General features: G+C 66.9%; 16 protein-coding genes and 1 tRNA gene. 11 read left to right on the top strand and 6 right to left on the bottom strand.

The window, feature by feature from the left end; translation table 11 throughout:
• Positions 1-261: 261 nt before the first annotated feature.
• Positions 262-1,431 (top strand): DNA topoisomerase IB, encoded by a 1,170-nt coding sequence (locus E4K65_RS38820; RefSeq protein WP_135178591.1) that lies wholly within the window; start codon positions 262-264, stop codon positions 1,429-1,431.
• A gap of 11 nt (positions 1,432-1,442) precedes the next feature.
• On the opposite strand, the gene E4K65_RS38815 is transcribed toward E4K65_RS38820, so the two are convergent.
• Positions 1,443-1,898 carry an SRPBCC family protein gene (locus tag E4K65_RS38815; protein WP_135178590.1) on the bottom strand — a complete coding sequence of 152 codons (456 nt, stop codon included), beginning with the start codon at positions 1,896-1,898 and terminating at the stop codon, positions 1,443-1,445.
• A 103-nt stretch (positions 1,899-2,001) separates the two neighbouring features.
• Between E4K65_RS38815 and E4K65_RS38810 the strand changes: the two genes are divergently transcribed.
• The gene (locus E4K65_RS38810; protein ID WP_167771501.1) at positions 2,002-3,081 is read left to right on the top strand and encodes an adenylate/guanylate cyclase domain-containing protein; all 1,080 of its coding nucleotides are present in this window, start codon (positions 2,002-2,004) and stop codon (positions 3,079-3,081) included.
• A 102-nt stretch (positions 3,082-3,183) separates the two neighbouring features.
• On the opposite strand, the gene E4K65_RS38805 is transcribed toward E4K65_RS38810, so the two are convergent.
• The 3 genes from E4K65_RS38805 to tsaD form a co-directional block, all read right to left on the bottom strand.
• On the bottom strand, positions 3,184-3,597 hold the full coding sequence (locus E4K65_RS38805) for an EVE domain-containing protein (protein ID WP_167771510.1): 414 nt from the start codon (positions 3,595-3,597) through the stop codon (positions 3,184-3,186).
• 151 nt (positions 3,598-3,748) lie between these two features.
• Complete coding sequence (locus E4K65_RS38800) at positions 3,749-4,729, bottom strand: NAD(P)H-dependent glycerol-3-phosphate dehydrogenase (protein ID WP_135178587.1); 981 nt, start codon at positions 4,727-4,729, stop codon at positions 3,749-3,751.
• 2 nt (positions 4,730-4,731) lie between these two features.
• Positions 4,732-5,805, bottom strand: a complete 1,074-nt coding sequence (tsaD, locus tag E4K65_RS38795) for a tRNA (adenosine(37)-N6)-threonylcarbamoyltransferase complex transferase subunit TsaD (protein ID WP_135178586.1) — start codon at positions 5,803-5,805, stop codon at positions 4,732-4,734.
• Between the two features lie 151 nt (positions 5,806-5,956).
• Between tsaD and E4K65_RS38790 the strand changes: the two genes are divergently transcribed.
• The 5 genes from E4K65_RS38790 (at position 5,957) to E4K65_RS38770 (ending at position 10,495) form a co-directional block, all read left to right on the top strand.
• Positions 5,957-6,703, top strand: a complete 747-nt coding sequence (locus E4K65_RS38790) for a uroporphyrinogen-III synthase (protein WP_135178585.1) — start codon at positions 5,957-5,959, stop codon at positions 6,701-6,703.
• A gap of 90 nt (positions 6,704-6,793) precedes the next feature.
• Entirely contained in the window at positions 6,794-7,999 is a 1,206-nt protein-coding gene (locus tag E4K65_RS38785) for a COG4223 family protein (protein ID WP_135178584.1), read from the top strand.
• Between the two features lie 36 nt (positions 8,000-8,035).
• Entirely contained in the window at positions 8,036-9,778 is a 1,743-nt protein-coding gene (locus E4K65_RS38780) for a heme biosynthesis protein HemY (RefSeq protein ID WP_135178583.1), read from the top strand.
• 100 nt (positions 9,779-9,878) lie between these two features.
• Positions 9,879-9,954: transfer RNA gene (locus E4K65_RS38775), tRNA-Thr, on the top strand.
• Positions 9,955-10,123: 169 nt separating this feature from the next.
• On the top strand, positions 10,124-10,495 hold the full coding sequence (locus tag E4K65_RS38770; protein WP_135178582.1) for a hypothetical protein: 372 nt from the start codon (positions 10,124-10,126) through the stop codon (positions 10,493-10,495).
• A 163-nt stretch (positions 10,496-10,658) separates the two neighbouring features.
• On the opposite strand, the gene E4K65_RS38765 is transcribed toward E4K65_RS38770, so the two are convergent.
• Positions 10,659-11,708 (bottom strand): polysaccharide deacetylase family protein, encoded by a 1,050-nt coding sequence (locus E4K65_RS38765; protein ID WP_135178581.1) that lies wholly within the window; start codon positions 11,706-11,708, stop codon positions 10,659-10,661.
• Between the two features lie 252 nt (positions 11,709-11,960).
• Here E4K65_RS38765 and E4K65_RS38760 point away from each other — a divergent pair, with 252 nt between their 5' ends.
• Together E4K65_RS38760 and E4K65_RS38755 are read left to right on the top strand one after the other, a co-directional pair.
• On the top strand, positions 11,961-12,269 hold the full coding sequence (locus E4K65_RS38760; protein ID WP_135178580.1) for a hypothetical protein: 309 nt from the start codon (positions 11,961-11,963) through the stop codon (positions 12,267-12,269).
• A gap of 168 nt (positions 12,270-12,437) precedes the next feature.
• Positions 12,438-12,653 (top strand): hypothetical protein, encoded by a 216-nt coding sequence (locus E4K65_RS38755; RefSeq protein ID WP_027543857.1) that lies wholly within the window; start codon positions 12,438-12,440, stop codon positions 12,651-12,653.
• Positions 12,654-12,762: 109 nt separating this feature from the next.
• On the opposite strand, the gene E4K65_RS38750 is transcribed toward E4K65_RS38755, so the two are convergent.
• A complete protein-coding gene (locus E4K65_RS38750) occupies positions 12,763-14,445 on the bottom strand; it encodes an MFS transporter (protein WP_135178579.1) in 1,683 nt (560 codons plus the stop codon).
• A gap of 136 nt (positions 14,446-14,581) precedes the next feature.
• Between E4K65_RS38750 and E4K65_RS38745 the strand changes: the two genes are divergently transcribed.
• A complete protein-coding gene (locus E4K65_RS38745; RefSeq protein ID WP_167771500.1) occupies positions 14,582-15,952 on the top strand; it encodes a hydrolase in 1,371 nt (456 codons plus the stop codon).
• 34 nt (positions 15,953-15,986) lie between these two features.
• Entirely contained in the window at positions 15,987-17,354 is a 1,368-nt protein-coding gene (locus E4K65_RS38740) for a cytochrome P450 (RefSeq protein ID WP_135178577.1), read from the top strand.
• Positions 17,355-17,386 lie beyond the last annotated feature (32 nt).

Here is a 17,386-nt window from a genome sequence, read left to right as displayed (position 1 = left end):
CAAGCTGCGCAGGCCGGCTGTCGCAAATCTGAAACAGGCCATGAGGCGCCTTTCGGCTCTTTACCGAAATCTCCGGAACGGACCGGCGCAGAGCCCCCATGCAGCGTTCGGAGGTATTTAGAAACCGTCTCTCACTGATTCGGGACTCGCAATACGGTTCGGAACACCCTAAATGGCCAACCCGGGTCCAAAGAGACCCCTTGGAACAAACATCAGAACAGCGGCATTGACCGGTAACAGGCAGGGCTAAGGCGTAACACTATGATGGATCAGCAGAATCTCGGGACGATGCGGCCCGCTTCCGCCGATCCTTCCGCTATTGCGCTGGCCAAAGCCCTCGGACAATGGCCGAAACCGGCCGCATCAGCGCGCCTCAGCCCGAAAAAGGTCTTCGACGCGGCGCCCGCGGCGACAGTCGAGGCGCTCGCCAGGGAGCATGGCCTGCGGCTCGGCGACCAGAACGAGCTGACCATCCGCCGCATCAAGCGCGGCAAGGGCTATTCCTTCGTCCGCCCCAACGGCGCTCATATCCGCGACGCCCGCACCATCCGCCGGCTGCACGCCATGGCGGTGCCGCCGGCCTATCGCGAGGTGCGCTACTCGGCCGATCCGAGCACGCATCTCCAGGCCGTGGGACGCGATGCCGCGGGCCGGCTGCAATATCGCTATCACGCCGACTGGGAGAAGGTCCGCGAGCACCGCAAGGCGCATCGCCTGGAGAAGCTCGTCGGCGCGTTGCCAAAGATCCGGCGCAAGGTCTCGGCGTTCCTGTCGGGCGACGAGCCGACGCGCGAGTTCGCGCTCTCGGCCGTGATCGAATTGATCGCGCGCACCGCGATCCGTCCCGGCAACGAATCCTATGCCCGCCTCAACGGCACCCGCGGCGCCACCACGCTGCTGAAGTCGAACGTGACGCTGGAAGACGATTGCTTCGTGCTGACCTTCAAGGCGAAGGGCGGCAAGGCAGTGCGCAAGGAATGCGACGCGGCCAAGCTGGTGCGCGCCATCGGCATCCTGCGCGGCGTTCCCGGCAAGCGCATGTTCCAGTATCGCGATGCCTACGGCATCGTGCGCGCGGTCAACACCACGCAGGTGAACGCGTTCTTGCGCGAGATCGCCGGCATCAAGATTTCGCTGAAGGATTTTCGCACGCTGATGGCCTCAGCCGTTGTGGTGGAATCGCTGTCGCGGATCACGCCGGCGACCAGCCAGCGCGGCCGCAAGAAGCAGGTGCTGGACGCGATCCGTGCCGCGGCCGACAAGCTCTCCAACACGCCGGCGATCTGCCGCAAGAGCTATGTCCACGACACCATCGTCACCGCCTTCGAGGACGGCATCCTCGAGCGTTTCGCCGCGACCATGAAGGGCCAGCGCTCGCAGGCAAGGCGCGAGCAGCTTCTGGCGCAGGTGGTCGCGACCGCGGCGGTCTAAGCCGCCCGCCGCTACATCTTGTCTGAAACACCCTTGTCGGGACCGGGATCGTTGCCTGCGGCTGCGGCGGTGAGTCGCTCCAGATAGTGCGCCCAACCCGTCGCGTGTGCGGCGGCCTGTTCCTCGGTCGGCAGCCCGCTATGGGTCATGCGCAGCAGCGTGCCGCCGTCGCGCTCGATCAGGTCGATCTCGATCAGGCTCGAGCCGGGCTGCACTTCCTGGCCGCCCTCCCAGCCAAACGTGTAGGCCAGACGATGCACCGGCACGACCTCGCGGAAGGCGCCGCGGGCTGAGCCGCCGCGCGGGCCGACGCCCTTGAGCAGATAGAGCCCGCCGGGATGCAGCTCCGTGGTCGCGTCGGAGCCCATCCAGCTCAAGATCTTCTCGGGATCGGTCAAATAGGCGAAGACGGTGGCACGTGGGGCTGCGATCTGGGTCTCGCGTCGCACTACGAACGGTTCGGTCATCGGCGATCATCCCTGGGGCTGACATTGGGACATGGCGGCGGCCGAGCGGTACGTCAAGGATTGCCTCGTGACAAAGACGGCCTGCCTTCGCCATGATCGGGCCATGCACCTCGCTCCGACCCTCGCCTGGCTCGTCGACGCCGCCTCCGATAGTCCCGGAGCCGACCGCCTGCTTGCGGAACTCGGCGCGCACTTGGTCGCCGACGGCGTGCCGCTTGCGGCAGGCAGCCTGACGCTGGAGGTGCCACACCCGCTGATCGCGAAGCGGACCTGGCTGTGGCGAGCCGAGAACGGCACGGTGATCGAAGCGCTCGGCTTTGCACCGGGCGGATTGGCACCCGACCCGCCCAACGATGCCGGTCGCCGCTGGCTCCGCGGCATTGCGGACGGTGCCGTGCACGAAGATGTCGTCGGGCGGTCCGATGGGCCATTGCTCGGCTGGATCGGACCGCGTCCGTTCACCGCGGATGAAATCGAGCAACTGCGCCAGGCCGCGCGTTTTGCCGCGACGCCCCTTGCCGTGCTCGCTGCGCGCGACACGTTGCGGGCGACGCTGGATGCCTATCTTGGCAAGCGCAGCGCCGCGCGGGTGCTGGCGGCACCGCTGCGGCGCGACCTCGGCGAAACCATTCAGGCCGCGCTGCTCTATGCGGACCTGCGCGACTTCACGATCCTGTCGGAAACCACACCGCCGGCCCAGGTCATCGCGGCGCTCGACGCCTGGTTCGACCGCATCGCCGGTGCCGTCCACGCCTTTGGCGGCGAGGTGCTGAAATTCATCGGCGACGGCGTGCTCGCGATTTTTCCGGTAGTCGAGGCATCACCGCGCCGGGCGTGCGATGCGGCCTTGCGCGCCGCCAGCGCGGCCAGGGCCGGGATGGCCCATCTCAACAATGAGCGCCGCAACCAGGGCCTGCCGCCGCTCGCGTTTGGCGCCGCGCTCCATCTCGGCGAGATGCTGTGGGGCAATATCGGCGCCGCCAACCGGCTCGATTTCACGGCGATCGGTCCCGCCGTCAATCTCGCCAGCCGGCTCGAGGGATTGTGCAAGCCGCTTCGCGAGACCGTGCTGGTGTCGGGCGCGCTCGCCGCGGAGACGGACACGGCTCTCGTTGCGCTGGGATCGCATTCGCTGCGCGGCATTGCCGCGCCATGCGAGGTCTTCGCGCTGCCGGAGACGTGAGCTCGGGTATCGTAGCCCGGATGGAGCGAAGCGTAATCCGGGATCGTGCGGCGTGAAGACTTTTCCGGATTGCGCTGCGCTCCATCCGGGCTACGGCAGCAACTAAACCCCGCCCATCTTGCAGACGAGCTTCCACTCCTCCGCCGTGACCGGCTGCACCGACAGGCGCGAATATTTCACCAGCGCCATGTCGGCGAGCTTCTTCTCGGCCTTGATCGCGACCATCGTCACCGGCGTCTTCAGCGGCTTGTCGGCCTTGATGTCGACGCAGACGAATTTTTCGGTCTTGTCGGTCGGATCGGGATAGGCCTCCTTGATGACCTCCGCGATGCCGACGATCTCCTTGCCCTCGTTGGAATGATAGAAGAACGCCTTGTCGCCCTTCTTCATGGCGACGAGGTTCTGGCGCGCGGTGTAATTGCGCACCCCCGTCCAGGCTTCGCCCTTGGCGCCCTTCGCCACCTGCTGATCCCAGGACCACACCGACGGTTCGGATTTCACCAGCCAGTAGTTCATCACGCGCCCTATCCGTTCATCATGGCTGGGCATAGCCGTCCGAAGGACGGCGTCGCTTCCGCTCGCCTATGCCCGGCCATCCACGTCTCTGCTTCCGTGTTCAATATCAAGACGTGGATGCCCGAGACAAGAGCGGGCATGACGGAAGATGTCATTCCTCGGCCTTGAACGGCCGCGTCAACAGCCCTTCGATCGCGGCGTCGATCGTCAATTTGTTGTCGAGGATGGCAGCGACCGCTTGCGAGACCGGCATGTCGACGTTCCGTGCGGCCGCGAGCTCGACCAGCACCGGCGCGGTGAATGCGCCTTCCGCAAGCTTGCCCGCCGGCGCCGCCTCGCCGCGGCCGAGCGCGATGCCGAGCGCGAAATTGCGCGATTGCGCGGTCGAACAGCTCAGCAGCAGATCGCCGAGGCCGGAGAGGCCCGAGAGCGTTTCCGTGCGCGCGCCGCAGGCGCGGCCGAGCCGTGCCAGCTCGCTGAAGCCGCGCGTGGTCAGCGCGGCGAGCGCGGAGGCCCCGAGGTTGCGGCCGACCACGATTCCGGCGGCGATCGCCAGCACGTTCTTGGCGGCGCCGCCGATCTCGACGCCGCGGACGTCGGTGGAGTGATAGGGCCGGAACGTCGGCGAGCCCAGCGCCTGCACCAGGCTGCTGGCCAGCTCTTCCTCCTTGGCCGCCAGCGTCACCGCCGTCGGCAGGCCGCGTGCGACGTCGTCGGCAAAGCTCGGGCCCGACAGGATCGCCGGCTGCGCGTGCAGTGCGGCTTCGGCGATCACGTCGGTCATGAATTTGTGGGTGCCGTGCTCGATGCCCTTGGCACAGGCGACGACAGGCGTCTGCGTCGTCAGATGCGTGGCCAGCATGTTGACGGCGCCGCGCAGATGCTGCGCCGGCGTTGCGATCAGAAGCATGTCCGCGCGCGCGGCGAGCGCCAGCTCGCTCGTCACGACAATTTCCTGCGCGAGGCGCACGCCGGGCAGCCGTGGATTGTCGCGGGTCGATGCAATCCGCGCCGCATGCTCGGCGTTGCGGGCCCAGAGCGTGACGCTCCGCCCGGCCCGCGCTGCCACCATCGCCAGCGCCGTACCCCAGGCGCCCGCTCCGATCACCGCAACGGATTGGAACGCGGTCATCGCTAGAATCCCGCTCGCGTCTTGCCGTAGCCCGCGGGCGCTGTCGCATTCGCGTCGAGCAGCCAGCGTGCGCGGGGCTGGGCTTCCATCGTGTCGGTCATTCCCAGCGCGAGCCGCTCGGCGCCGGCCCAGGCGATCATCGCGCCGTTGTCGGTGCAGAGCGCGGGCGGCGGCATGATCAGTTGCGTCCCGGCCTGCCGCGCGACGTCGTGCAGCGCGCCGCGGATCGCCTGATTGGCGGCGACGCCGCCGGCGGCCACGAGCGCACGCGGCGCGCCGAACTGTTCGCGGAAAAGTCTCAAGCCGACACTCAGCCGGTCGGCCGTCGAGTCCAGCACGGCGGCCTGGAAGCTTGCACAGAGATCGCTGATGTCCTGCGGCGTGATCTCGGCGATACGGCTCGCTTCGTTGCGCACCGCGGTCTTCAATCCCGACAGCGAGAAGTTGGCATCCGGCCTGCCCTGCATCGGCCGCGGAAAGGCAAAGCGCGCGGCATCGCCGCTTGCCGCCGAGCGCTCGACCTGCGGTCCGCCGGGATAGGGCAGGCCCAGCATCTTCGCGACCTTGTCGAAGGCTTCGCCGATGGCGTCGTCGACCGTGGTACCGAGTCGCACATATTGGCCGACGCCGGTGACCGCGACGATCTGGGTATGGCCGCCGGAGGCGAGGAACAGGCAGTACGGAAATTCGATTCCGTCGGTGAGGCGCGGCGTCAGCGCGTGCGCCTCCAGATGGTTCACCGCGACCAGCGGCGTGTCGTGCACCAACGCGATCGCCTTCGCGGTGGTGAGCCCGACGATGACGCCGCCGATCAGGCCCGGTCCCGCGGCCGCCGCGACGCCATTGAGCTGGGCGAAGTCGATGCCGGCCTCGCGCATGGCGCGGTCTATGATGCCGTCGAGCAGGTCGACATGCGCGCGGGCGGCAATCTCCGGCACCACGCCGCCGAAACGGGCATGCTCCTCGACCTGCGACCGCACGATGTTGGACAGGATCTTGCCGCTGCCGTCAGGCGCGCGCTCGATCACGGCCGCGGCGGTCTCGTCGCAGGTGGTTTCGATGCCCAATACCAGCATTGGCGAATTGTTATCCAATTTGCGCCCTTGCGCTCATCCGGAAAGCAGAGTTCTGGTACGTCCGGTAGCATTCCGGGGTCGGCTTGCGCAATCGTCACGCGCAGCCGTCCTTGCGAATGCGTCACCGTCACGCGGTTCGGGAACACAAGCGATGTCCATTCTTGTCACACGGCCGCATCCCGAAAATGAGGCGACGGCGGACAATTTGCGCGCGCGGGGTCATGTGGTGCTGCTCGCGCCCGTGCTCAAGTTCGAGCCGGTCGCTTTCCACGACGAGAGCGAGGCGAACTATAGCGCCATCATCGTCACATCGGCCAATGCTATCCGTGCCGTCGCGCCGCAATTGCAGGATCTCGGCCTGTTGAAGCTGCCGCTGTTCGCGGTCGGCGAGCACACCGCGACTGCCGCGCTCGACGCCGGCTTTGCCGAGGTGATCATTGCCGGCGGCGATTCCGCGGCCCTGCGCGACAAGGTCATACAAAGTGCGCGCGACAAGGTGCTGAAGAAGAAAAGCACGCTGCTTTATCTCGCCGGCGCGGATCTGTCGCGCGATCTCGGCGGCGAACTCGGCACCGAAGGCTTCAACGTGGTTACGCAGACCACCTATCGCATGGCACCGGTCAAGATTCTCCCGCGCGATGTCTGCGAGGGCTTCGCCGCGCATGGGATCGAGGCTGTGCTGCACTACTCCCGGCGCAGCGCGCGGGCCTTCCTGGATGCAGCGCGGGACGAAGGCGTCGAAATCTCGGCGCTGGCCATACCGCAATGCTGCCTGTCCGAGACGGTCGCCAGCGTGCTGCGCGATGCCGGTGCGTCGCAGGTTCTGGTGGCCGCGAAGTCGGACGAAAATGCCTTATTTGACACCTTGGAGCGTGCTTTGCGCACCCGTTTGGCGTAAGAGGTCGGGCCGAATCCAACGCGATCGGGTCCATCCAAGGACCTTTGCCAAGGATCCGCGCGAGGTATGGAAGTGTGAGGAACCGTCACGATGGCCGACGACAAGCCTGAAGACGCAGGATTGGCCCCCGAGTCCGGTCGTGCCAAGCGTACCCCGACCACCATCGACCTCGAGGCGACCGAAGTCTCGACCCAGCCGCAGGAGGTGGCGGGCGAGCCCGAGGCTTCGCCGGCGAGCGAGCACATCGAGCCCGAGCAGGCAAAATCCGAGCAGGCCGACGCCGAGCCGGAGCGCCCCGAGGCGCAGGCTGCGGCCGCTCCCGCGTCGCCTCCGGTTTCGCCCTGGGTCATTGCACCGCTCTCCGGTGCGGTGGCGGCGGCCGTCGTGATCGGGGTCGGCTGGATGCTGGGCTGGCCCGCCGTGCAGGCGCCGCCGGCCGCGCCACAAGTGACAAGCGCGACGGTCGACGCCCTGAATGGTCGCGTTGCCGCGGTCGAAGCCAGGGCTGGCAAGCCCGCCGCCGATCCGGCCATGGTGGCGCGGATCGATGCGCTGGAAAAATCCGCAGGCAGCCTGCGCAGCGACATCGCCAATCTGCGCGCGCAGTCCGACAAAACCGCGAGCGCTCTGAACGATGCGAAATCTTCGCCGGGCGCCGCTTCGCCTGATCTTGCCGCGCTCAACGACCGCATCGCGCAGCTCGAGCGCGCCAGCAAGACGGAGCGGGCCGAGCTCGCGCAGCAGGGCGAGAAGATCGCTGATGCCAAGACGATGGACGACAAGCCGCTGCGCCATGTGGTGGCGGCGGCCCTGCTCGACGTCGCCGTGCGCCATGGCGATCCCTATGAGGCGCAGCTCGCCGCGGCGCGGTCGCTGGCGGCCAAGCCCGACATGCTGAAGCCACTCGACACCTTTGCATCGTCGGGCATCCCGACACCGGTTGCGCTGAGCCGCGAGCTCCTCAACATCGTGCCAAAGCTGTCGCCGCCGGCGGATGCCCAGTCCAGCGGCACCGGCATCGTCGAGCGTCTCCAGGCGGGAGCGTCAAAACTCGTCCGCATCGAGCGGACCGACGGGGTCGGCAATGACCGCGGCGCCATCGTGGCGCGGGTGACGGCTGCTGCGCTCCGCAATGATTTCGTCGAGGCGCGGCGCGAGTTGAAGACGCTGCCCGATGCCGATCGCGCGCCGGCGCAGGCCTGGCTCGACAAGGCCAATGCCCGCGATGCCGCGCTCGCCGCGTCCCGCAAGTTCGCCGACGATGCCATGGCGGATCTCGTCAAGCCTGCTCAATAAAGCTTCGCGCAATAATCAGCGCGTATAGGGATCGTCATGCTTCGCATCGTCCTTTTCCTCGTCTTGATTGCGCTGGCGGCGGCCGGCGCGGCCTGGGTTGCCGATCAGCCCGGTGATCTCGTCCTGACCGCGGGCGGTTTCCGCGCCTCAACGACGTTGCCGAGGTTCGTGTTCCTGCTGGGCCTCTTTGCCGCGGCCGTCGTGCTCGTCTGGAGCATCCTGACGACGATCTGGCGGACGCCGGGGCGTTTGCGCCGCCGCCGCCATGAAAAGCGTCACGCCCGCGGCCGCCACGCCATCACCCACGGCCTGCTCGCGATCGGTCATGGCGATACCGCGCTTGCCCGCCGTCACGCCGAGACGGCGCGGCGGCATGCGCCGAACGATCCGCTCGCGCTGCTGCTGCACGCCCAGTCGGCGCAGCTCGAAGGCAATCGCGGCGAGGCGCAGCGCGCCTTCCGCGCCATGGCCGAGCGCGAGGATACGCGGCTGCTCGGCCTGCGCGGCCTGTTCATCGAGGCGCAGCGCGCCGACGATGCGGTCGGCGCCGTCATGATCGCGGAGGAAGCGATCAAGCTGTCGCCGTCCTCGACCTGGGCCTCGCATGCCGTGCTCGGCTTCCGCTGCGCGCGCGGCGACTGGAGCGGCGCGCTCGCGATCCTCGATTCGAACCTGTCCGCGGGCCTGATCGACAAGCCGGCCTATCGCCGCCAGCGCGGCGTGCTGCTCACCGCACGCGCGCTGGAATTGCAAACGATGGACCGCGACGTCGCACGCGAGAGCGTGATGGAGGCGATCAAGCTCGCACCGACCCTGGTGCCGGCCGCGGTGCTCGCCGCAAAATTCGAGAGCGAGGCGCATCAGGTGCGCCGCGCCATGAAGCTGGTCGAGGCCGCCTGGCTCGCCAATCCGCATCCCGATCTGGCCGAGGCCTATGCACATGTGAGGATCGGCGATTCCGCACGGCAGCGCTTGCAGCGGATCGAGACGCTTGCGGCCAAGACGCCTGCCGACAGAGCCGGCCATATTGAAGGCCAGCTCGCGCTCGCACGTGCCGCGATCGATGCCTCCGAGTTTGCCCGCGCGCGTGCGGTGCTGGCGCCCTACGTCAACGATCCGACCCAGCGCGTCGCACTGCTGATGGCCGAGATCGAGCGCACCGAGCACGGCGACGGCGGCCGCGCCCGCGCCTGGACCTTGCGCGCGGTGCGCGCTCGCCACGATCCGGCCTGGACCGCCGACGGCTATGTCAGTGATCGCTGGCGCCCGGTCTCCCCGGTCACCGGCCGCCTCGACGCCTTCCAGTGGCAGACGCCGGTCGCGAGCCTTCCTTCCGACAAGGGCGACTTGATCGAGTCCTCGGCCTTCGAGGAAGCCATGCTGGCGGCCCCGCCGCCGAAACGGGTCACGGCGCCTGCGAATGACACCCCGATGGAACCCGCTCCGGCTGCATCGGCCCCGGCCGAGCAGGACAATTCACCTCCGGCGGCCAAGGAAGAGCCAAAGGCAGAGCCCGTCGTCACGCCCACCGAGCCGGTTGAACCGGCCCCCGAGCCGGCCGAATCAGCGCCGGTGGCGGAAACGCCCGTGTTCCGGACCCGCGCCGACCTCGGCAAGCCCGCACCCGCCCCGATTCCCGCTGTCATCCCGATCGTCCGTGCCCCGGATGATCCCGGCATCGATGACGAGGGCCCAAGCGATGAATTTACGGAACAAATCGGCACGCCCAAGGCCCAGGCCGGCGGCTGGCGCGGATTCTGGTCCCGTTGGGGCGCCTAAGCCGCATTTCGCATCCCGCTTGTTCTTGCCAATTCGGGCCATGCCCGATATCAGGAGCGCGCGTATCGGGGCCGGCACCGCCCGGGCCCCGGCAAGGTTCGCCGCAATAGCTCAGTCGGTAGAGCACGTCATTCGTAATGACGGGGTCGGGGGTTCGAATCCCTCTTGCGGCACCAGCGCCCCGAATTCATTCGATCGTCGCAGACAAGCGTCCTCATCGATGCATCCAGCTGGCGTGAGCGTGCGCGGGTTCAAGATCGTCCGGTCGCCTGCGTGATTGCGATCACATAATGCTGCGCGTCTCTCGCGTAGCGTCCCCGTCACGCCAACACGGGGAGATTTCACATGCGCAAGATCATTCTGGTTGCCGCCATGGTCCTGGCTTCCGCATCTGCCCAGGCCGGTGGCCCACGCAGCCTCTCGCTGGCCACGGCGAGCGAACAGGCCTCGGCTCCACAAGCGACAACCACGGCCACGCGGGTGAGCGAAGTCGCACCCGTCACTGAAGCTCCGAAATATGTCGACCGTCCGCCGGCGATCTCGGCCCCTGCCCCTGCCGCGGCACCGGCTCCCGCCGTCACCACGACGACTTCAGCGCCCGCCGCGACCGCAACTCAGCCTGCGCCGAAGACCACGGCGAAAGCCAACAAGCCGAAGCATAGCTGGACCGAACGCCGCATCATCGGCGAGCTGCATCGCCACGGCATCTACTGGTAAGCGGCCCGCATGCTCCACTCTCGCCGTCATGCCCGGGCAACAGCGCGAAGCGCGTCTTCGCGCCAGATGACCCGGGCATCCACGTCTTCTTCTTCACTCCAAGAACGTGGATGGCCGGGACAAGCCCGGCCATGACGCAAACGTTCCGGATTGATCTTCCGCGTTACTGCGAAACCGTCTGCACCACGCTTCCGATCGGACGCGCGCTCGAGGTCGGCACCTTCAGGTCCTTCAGCAGCGCCTCGTCATATTCCGGCAGCGTCTGGAAGGTGGTCTTGGCCTTCATCTGCACGATCTTGTAGCCGCCGGCCTTGAGCCGCGCGAGCAGCGCCGGCATCGCTTCGCCGGTGTGCTTCTGGAAGTCGTGCATCAGGATGATGCCCTTGCCGAGCTTGTCGAGCCTGCCCATCACGGTCTCGACGATCTTCTCCGGCGTGGCGCCCTTCCTGAAGTCGAAGGAATCGATGTCGGTCGAGAACATCGCGACGTTGCGGGTGCCGAAATAGGTCACCATCGCCGGATTGTGCTGAAGCTGCGGGAAGCGGAAGAACGGCGCCGGGTTGGTGCCGAGCGCGAACCTCACTGCGCTAAAGCCCTTCTCGACCTCGTCCTTGACCTGTTGCTCCGTCATCTTCTTGCTGTTCAGGTTGACATGCGACCAGGTGTGCGTGCCGACCGTGTGGCCCTGGGCCAGAACCTGGCGCAGGATCTCCGGGTGGTAGGTCGCGTGCTTGCCGACCGAGAAGAACAGGCCCTTGGTGCATTCATCCGCGAGCGCCTTCAGCACCGCGGGCGTGTTGACCGGCCACGGACCGTCATCGAAGGTCAGCACGACCTCCTTGTCGGTGAGGAAATCGAACTGCTTGAAGTGCTCGAAGCCGAAGCCGGGACCGCCGGTGGTGTCGATCTCGACCACGCGGGAAACGCCGAGGGCGTTCGGATTGGCGCAGGTCGATCTCTGCTGAACCGGCATGGCCGGAGCGGGCGCTGGCGCCGGGGCGGCTGCCGCCGGCTTGCCCGCGAGTGCCGCGGTGGTCTCGACGTCATCCCTGGCGGCGAGCTTCGCCTGTGCCGGCAACTGATCGGCGGCACGGGCGGCCATTGTCTTGGGAGCGGCCTGATCGGCGCGCGAGGAATAATAAAACCAACCTCCGGCGGCAATCACGACCGCCGCAACTACACTGGCCAGCATCAGGCCCAACGCATTACGCATCGCTACTCTTTCCAATTACGCAACCAAACCTGCGGAATTTCCCGCGCGACGAGCCATTAATGCGAAGGAACAGTTAACGTGACACCAACACGACGGCGTTTGCGCCGGATTTTCAGCGAGGTGTGCCAATGTGACCGAAGTCACAGTTGGGGCCCGCCCGTGACCATCATCACAGTGGAAACTGTTTTGCTGGAGCATCGTAGTTCCCATCAACAACAGGCCCGCTTCCTGCGGTGCCAATGGGAGCTTCAAATGACCACGTCGTTTACCGCCAAGTCCTCGAGTAGCAAGATCCGCGACACCAGCCTCGCTCTGGGCTTGGCCGCCATCGTCTCGATCGTTTCGACGACGTCGAGCTTCGCCTTCTCGTCCGAAGCGCAGCAGATGTGCACCGGCGATGCCTTCCGCCTGTGCTCGTCGGAAATCCCCAACATCCCGAAGATCACCGCATGCATGATGAAGCATCGCTCGGACCTGAGCGCCGGCTGCCGCGCGGTGATGGACAAGGACCTCGCCAGGGGCGCCTCACGCAAGGTCGCTGACGCCCAGGACAAGCAGTAAGAGCAACACAGCGATCGTTGCGTCGGTTAGCTCCCTTCGTGCAGTGCCCCGGCGTCAAGCCGGGGCCACGCGGCGTCGAAGACGCCTCCTGCCAATAAAGCCGTTGCGGCTCCGGGATCGTCGCACTAGCTTCCCCCGCACTTTCTTCCGGGTAAGAGGCATTACGCGATGACCAGATTTCTTTTGATCGTTCCTTTTCTCCTGTGCGCATCTGGCGCATCAGCGCAACAGCAGCCCGGACACGACGCCTGCGCGCGCGACGTCACGCGCTTTTGCCGCGCCGTGATGAACAATGGCGACCAGGCTGTGCTCGCCTGCCTCAAGCAGAATCGCACGCGGCTGAGCAAAGGCTGCGACAAGGTGCTGACGGATCACGGGCAGTGATCGTCATTCCGGGGCGCGTGAAGCGCGAACCCGGAATCCATCGAGCGGCAATCTCCCGAGAAATGGATTCCGGGCTCGCGCCTGACGGCGCGCCCCGGAATGACGAGAGTTACGTGCTGCTCCCCGCTGCGACGACGGGCAGCACCTCGTCGCTTGCGCGGTCCGGCGTCTCTTCCTTCCAGCGCACCGAGCCGAACGGGCGCTCCAGCATGCGGCGGACGCGCACCGGCTCGGGGCCGACGTGGAAATCGATCGCCTGCTGATGCAGCGCGCGCTCCGATAGGGTCGAGCGGTTGCGCTGGCGCAGATAGTCGAACCAGGTCGGGCAGTGATAGCGCTCGGTCCACAATTCGGGATCGGCGATGTCGCGCGCGATCGACCAGCCATAGGCGCCGTTGCGCTGCCTGGAGAGCTGCACGTCCTGCATCACATTGTGGAAGGCGCGCGCGTTCTCCTGGGCGACCCGGTATTCGATCTCGACCACCAGTGGTCCGCTGCGGCCGGTGAGCGACAGCCTGACCTCGGGATCGGCCAGCACCTCGGCGTCCTCGTTGCGGGCGCCGACGCGCGGCATGGTGAGCCAGATTCCCAGCAGCGGCGAAACCAGCATCAGGCCTGCCGCGACCAGAAGCGCGACCTCGACGCCGGCATAGTCGGTGAGATGGCCCCAGCCCCAGGCGCCGATCGCGATGCCGCCGGAGATCGAGGCCTGGAACGCCGCCAGCGACCGGCCTGCGACCCAGCGCGGTGCCGAGAGCTGCACGCCGATATTGAACAGCGCGACGGCGGCCATCCAGACCGCGCCGGCCAGCACCAGCGCGGCCGCCGTCAGCACCGGTTCTGTGCTCACGGCAAGGGCGGCCATCGCAAAGGCCATCGAGATGGTGCAGGCCCGGATCGCGGACTCGCCGCTCATGCGCTTGCGCAATTCGTGGATGTTGAGTGCGCCGACGACCGCGCCCATGCCGAAGGCGCCGAGCATGATGCCGTAGGTCTGCGCACCGCCATGCAGCAGGTCGCGCGCGACCAGCGGCATCAGCGCCATCACGGCGCCGCCGATCAGGCCCATCACCAGCGTGCGCAGCAGCACGATCTTGATCGGCGGCGAATTGGTGATGTAGCGGAAGCCCGAGACCATGGCGCGGTTGAGCTTCTCCCGGGGCAGTCGCGATGGCTCGGTGCTGCGCCGCCACAGCAGCAGCACGACCAGCAGCGGCAGATAGAGGATCGCGTTGCAGGCGAACGCCGCCACCGCGCCGAGCGCGGCGACGATGACACCGCCGACCGCGGGACCGAAGCTGCGCGCGATGTTGTAGCTGATGCCGTTCAGCGCGACGGCCGACGGCAATGCTTCGGGCGGCACCTGCTCGCTGACCGAGGATTGCCAGGCCGGGCCGAACAGCGCGTTGCCGCTGCCCACGACGAAGCAGAAGGCGAGCAGCGTTTCCGGCGTGATCAGCTTGAGCCCGGCCAGGATCGTGAGCGCGGTCGCGCCGGTCAGCGCGATCATGAGCGAGACCAGGGTGACGATGCGGCGGTCATACATGTCGGCGATGGCGCCGGCCGGCATCGAAATCAGCATGATCGGCAGCATCAGCGCGGTCTGCACCAGCGCCACCTTGTCGGCCGAGGCCGCCATCTGCGTCATCGCCCAGGCGGCGCCCACGCCCTGGATCAGCAGGCCGAGATTGGAGAGCAGGCTGGCGAGCCAGATGCGGCGGAAAACGGTGTACCGCAGCGGCGCGGCGATGCCGTCGGCCGCGATTTTCTGACGGTTCGGCTGCTCGGTCATATCCCCTTCCAAAGGGCTGGCAGAAGTGGTCCTGGTGATTCCGGCAAATTCAGTGATGCCCGCGAAAGTCCTTCGCTGTCCAGTGTTTAGGACGCTATAAGCGGTGCAAAGAGGCGGTTTTGCCGGGGAGGAACAGATGAAGCTGTCGCGACGGACGATCTTGCAGGGTGCCGGCACGTTGTCTTTTGCGCTTGCGAGCATCCGGATGGACGCTTTCGCTCAAACTGCGCCCGCGGCGCAGGGCGCCGAAGTGCCGCCGATCCTGTTCGTCCACGGCAATGGCGATTACGGCGCGCTCTGGATGACCACGATGTGGCGGATGGAATCCAATGGCGTTGCGCGCGATCGCATGCTGGCGATCAACTTCACCGATCCCCTGGCGCGGAACGACGACAAGGTCGAACAGGCCAACCGCTCCTCGACCGAGGACCAGCGCCGCGAGCTCATTGCCGCCATCGCCGAGCTGAAGCGCCGCACCGGCGCACCTCGCGTGGCGCTGGTCGGCAGCTCGCGCGGAGGCTATGCGATCCGCAATGTCATCAGGAACGGCGGTACGGCCGACGTCAGCCACGCCGTCCTGTGCGGCACGCCCAATCACGGCGTGTTCGCGACCGACGACCAGCCCAACAGCGAGTTCAACGGCCGCGGCGCGTTCCTGCGCGGGATGAACGGGGGCGAGAGCGAGGTGACGCCGGGCACGGCTTTCCTCACCTTGCGCAGCGATGGCATGGACAAATACGCGCAAGCCGACGGCCGCTTCATCGGCAAGCCCGGCACGCCGACCGGTGTCACCACCGAGGGGCCGGAGCTGCAGGGGGCTACCAACCTCGTGCTCGGAGCGCTCGATCATCGCGAGGTGGCGTTTCACCCGCGCGCCTTCCGCGAGATCTACAAGTTCATCGCCGGCCGCGAGCCCGCGCGCATCGCGATTGTGCCGGAACCGAGCGTCAGGCTGAGTGGCCTCGTCACGGGAACGCCGGGCGGCGTGCCGACCAATCGCCCAGTAGCGGGCGCAACCGTCGATATCTTCCGCGTCGATCCTGATACCGGTGAGCGCAAGGGCAATGCGGTGCACAGCTCGAAGACCGGCGCCGATGGCCGCTGGGGGCCGGCGCAGGTCGAATCCTCCTGGTCGCTCGAATTCGCCCTCGCGTCGCCGGATGCGCCGACCACGCACTTCTATCGCTCGCCCTTTCCGCGCTCGTCCGACGTCGTCCACCTGCGCGCCGCGCGTCCGCTCGGGCCGGCGGACAAGGACGCCGGCGCTGTCGTGATCATGTCACGTCCGCGCGGCTATTTCGGCCTGCCGCGGGATGTCGTTCTGCTCGACGGCAAGGAGCCGGCCGACGTCAAGCCGGGCGTACCCACGGATTCGGCAGCAACATTGCGGCTTCCGGCCAGCGAGATCGGGCGTAACATCGTGGCCCAGTTCGGCGAAGAACGGATTGTGGCACGCCTCTGGCCTGCCTCCGAGAACAGGATTGCGGTCGCCGAGCTGACTTACTAGCTATTTGCCTGCGTCACATCTGCGGGAGAGAGCCATGAATATCGCCAGCGTGCGTCGGCCCATCGTCCCTCCGACGCCGCCGCGTGCGCCGGACGACATGTCGTTCTTCGGCCGGGTCGCGGTGATCAGGCAGAACATGATCGCAACCTGGGGGCAGCGCGCCTATGAGGAGGACGTTCTCGAGGGCCGCTTCTTCCTCCATAAGAGCTTCATCCTGAACCGTCCGGACGCGATCCGGCATGTCCTGCTCAGCAATTACGAGAACTACACGCGCACGCCGGCCGGCATCCGCATGCTGCGTCCCGTGCTCGGCGAAGGCCTTCTGATTGCGGAAGGTCATGCCTGGACGTTTCAGCGCCGCACGCTCGCGCCGGCCTTCACGCCGCGCGCCACCGCAAATCTCGTTCCGCACATGACGGCGGTGCTCGACGAGACCATCGCGAAGCTGGATGCGCGCAACGGCGAGACCGTTGATCTGCGCGAGGCCATGCAGCGCATGACGCTCGAGATCGCCGGGCGCACGATGTTCTCGTTCGGCATGGACCGGCATGGCCCCACCTTGCGCAACTTCGTCATGGAATATGGCGAGCGGCTGGGACGGCCCTATTTCCTCGACATGCTGCTGCCGGTGTCCTGGCCGAGCCCGATGGATTTTGCCCGCGCCCGATTCCGCAAGCGCTGGACCGAATTCGTCGCGATGCTGATCGCCGAGCGGCGCGCCGCCGGGAAAAAGGACGGCGCGCCGCCGCGCGACCTGTTCGACCTCATGGACGAGGCGCGCGATCCTGAAACGGGCAAGGGCTTTTCCGACGCGCAGCTCATCGACGAAGTCGCGACCATGATTCTCGCCGGTCACGAAACCACGGCGACCGCGCTGTTCTGGGCGCTCTATCTGCTCGCGCTCGATCCTGATACGCAGGAGGAGGTGGCGTCCGAGACTCGCGGCGAACATCTCGACAGCATGGCCGACATCGATCGCCAGAAATTCACCCGTGCGGTGATCGAGGAAACCATGCGGCTCTATCCGCCCGCCTTCCTCATCGCGCGTGCCGCGCGCGAGAAGGACAGTGTGGCCGGAATCGAGATCGGCAGGGGCGACATCATCATGATCGCGCCCTGGCTGCTGCACCGGCACGAAAAGCTGTGGGATCAGCCGGACGCGTTCGTTCCAAAGCGCTTCATGTCGACTGAAGCACCCGACCGTTTCGCTTATTTGCCGTTCGGCGCGGGTCCGCGCGTGTGCGTCGGCGCGCCGTTTGCGCAAGCCGAATCCGTGCTGGCGCTGGCCCGGCTGATCGGTGCGTTCCGCGTCGAGCTGGTCGATACGGCTCCCGTGATCCCGCATGGCGTCGTCACGACCCAGCCGGACCGTTCACCCATGTTCCGCATCACGCGTCGGTGACAGGCAATCGCCTGGCCAATGGCGTGATCGAC

Source organism: Bradyrhizobium niftali, assembly GCF_004571025.1.
GTDB lineage: Bacteria > Pseudomonadota > Alphaproteobacteria > Rhizobiales > Xanthobacteraceae > Bradyrhizobium > Bradyrhizobium niftali.
Note: the sequence above shows the minus strand (reverse complement) of the source record. Positions and strands in the feature narration are given on the sequence as shown.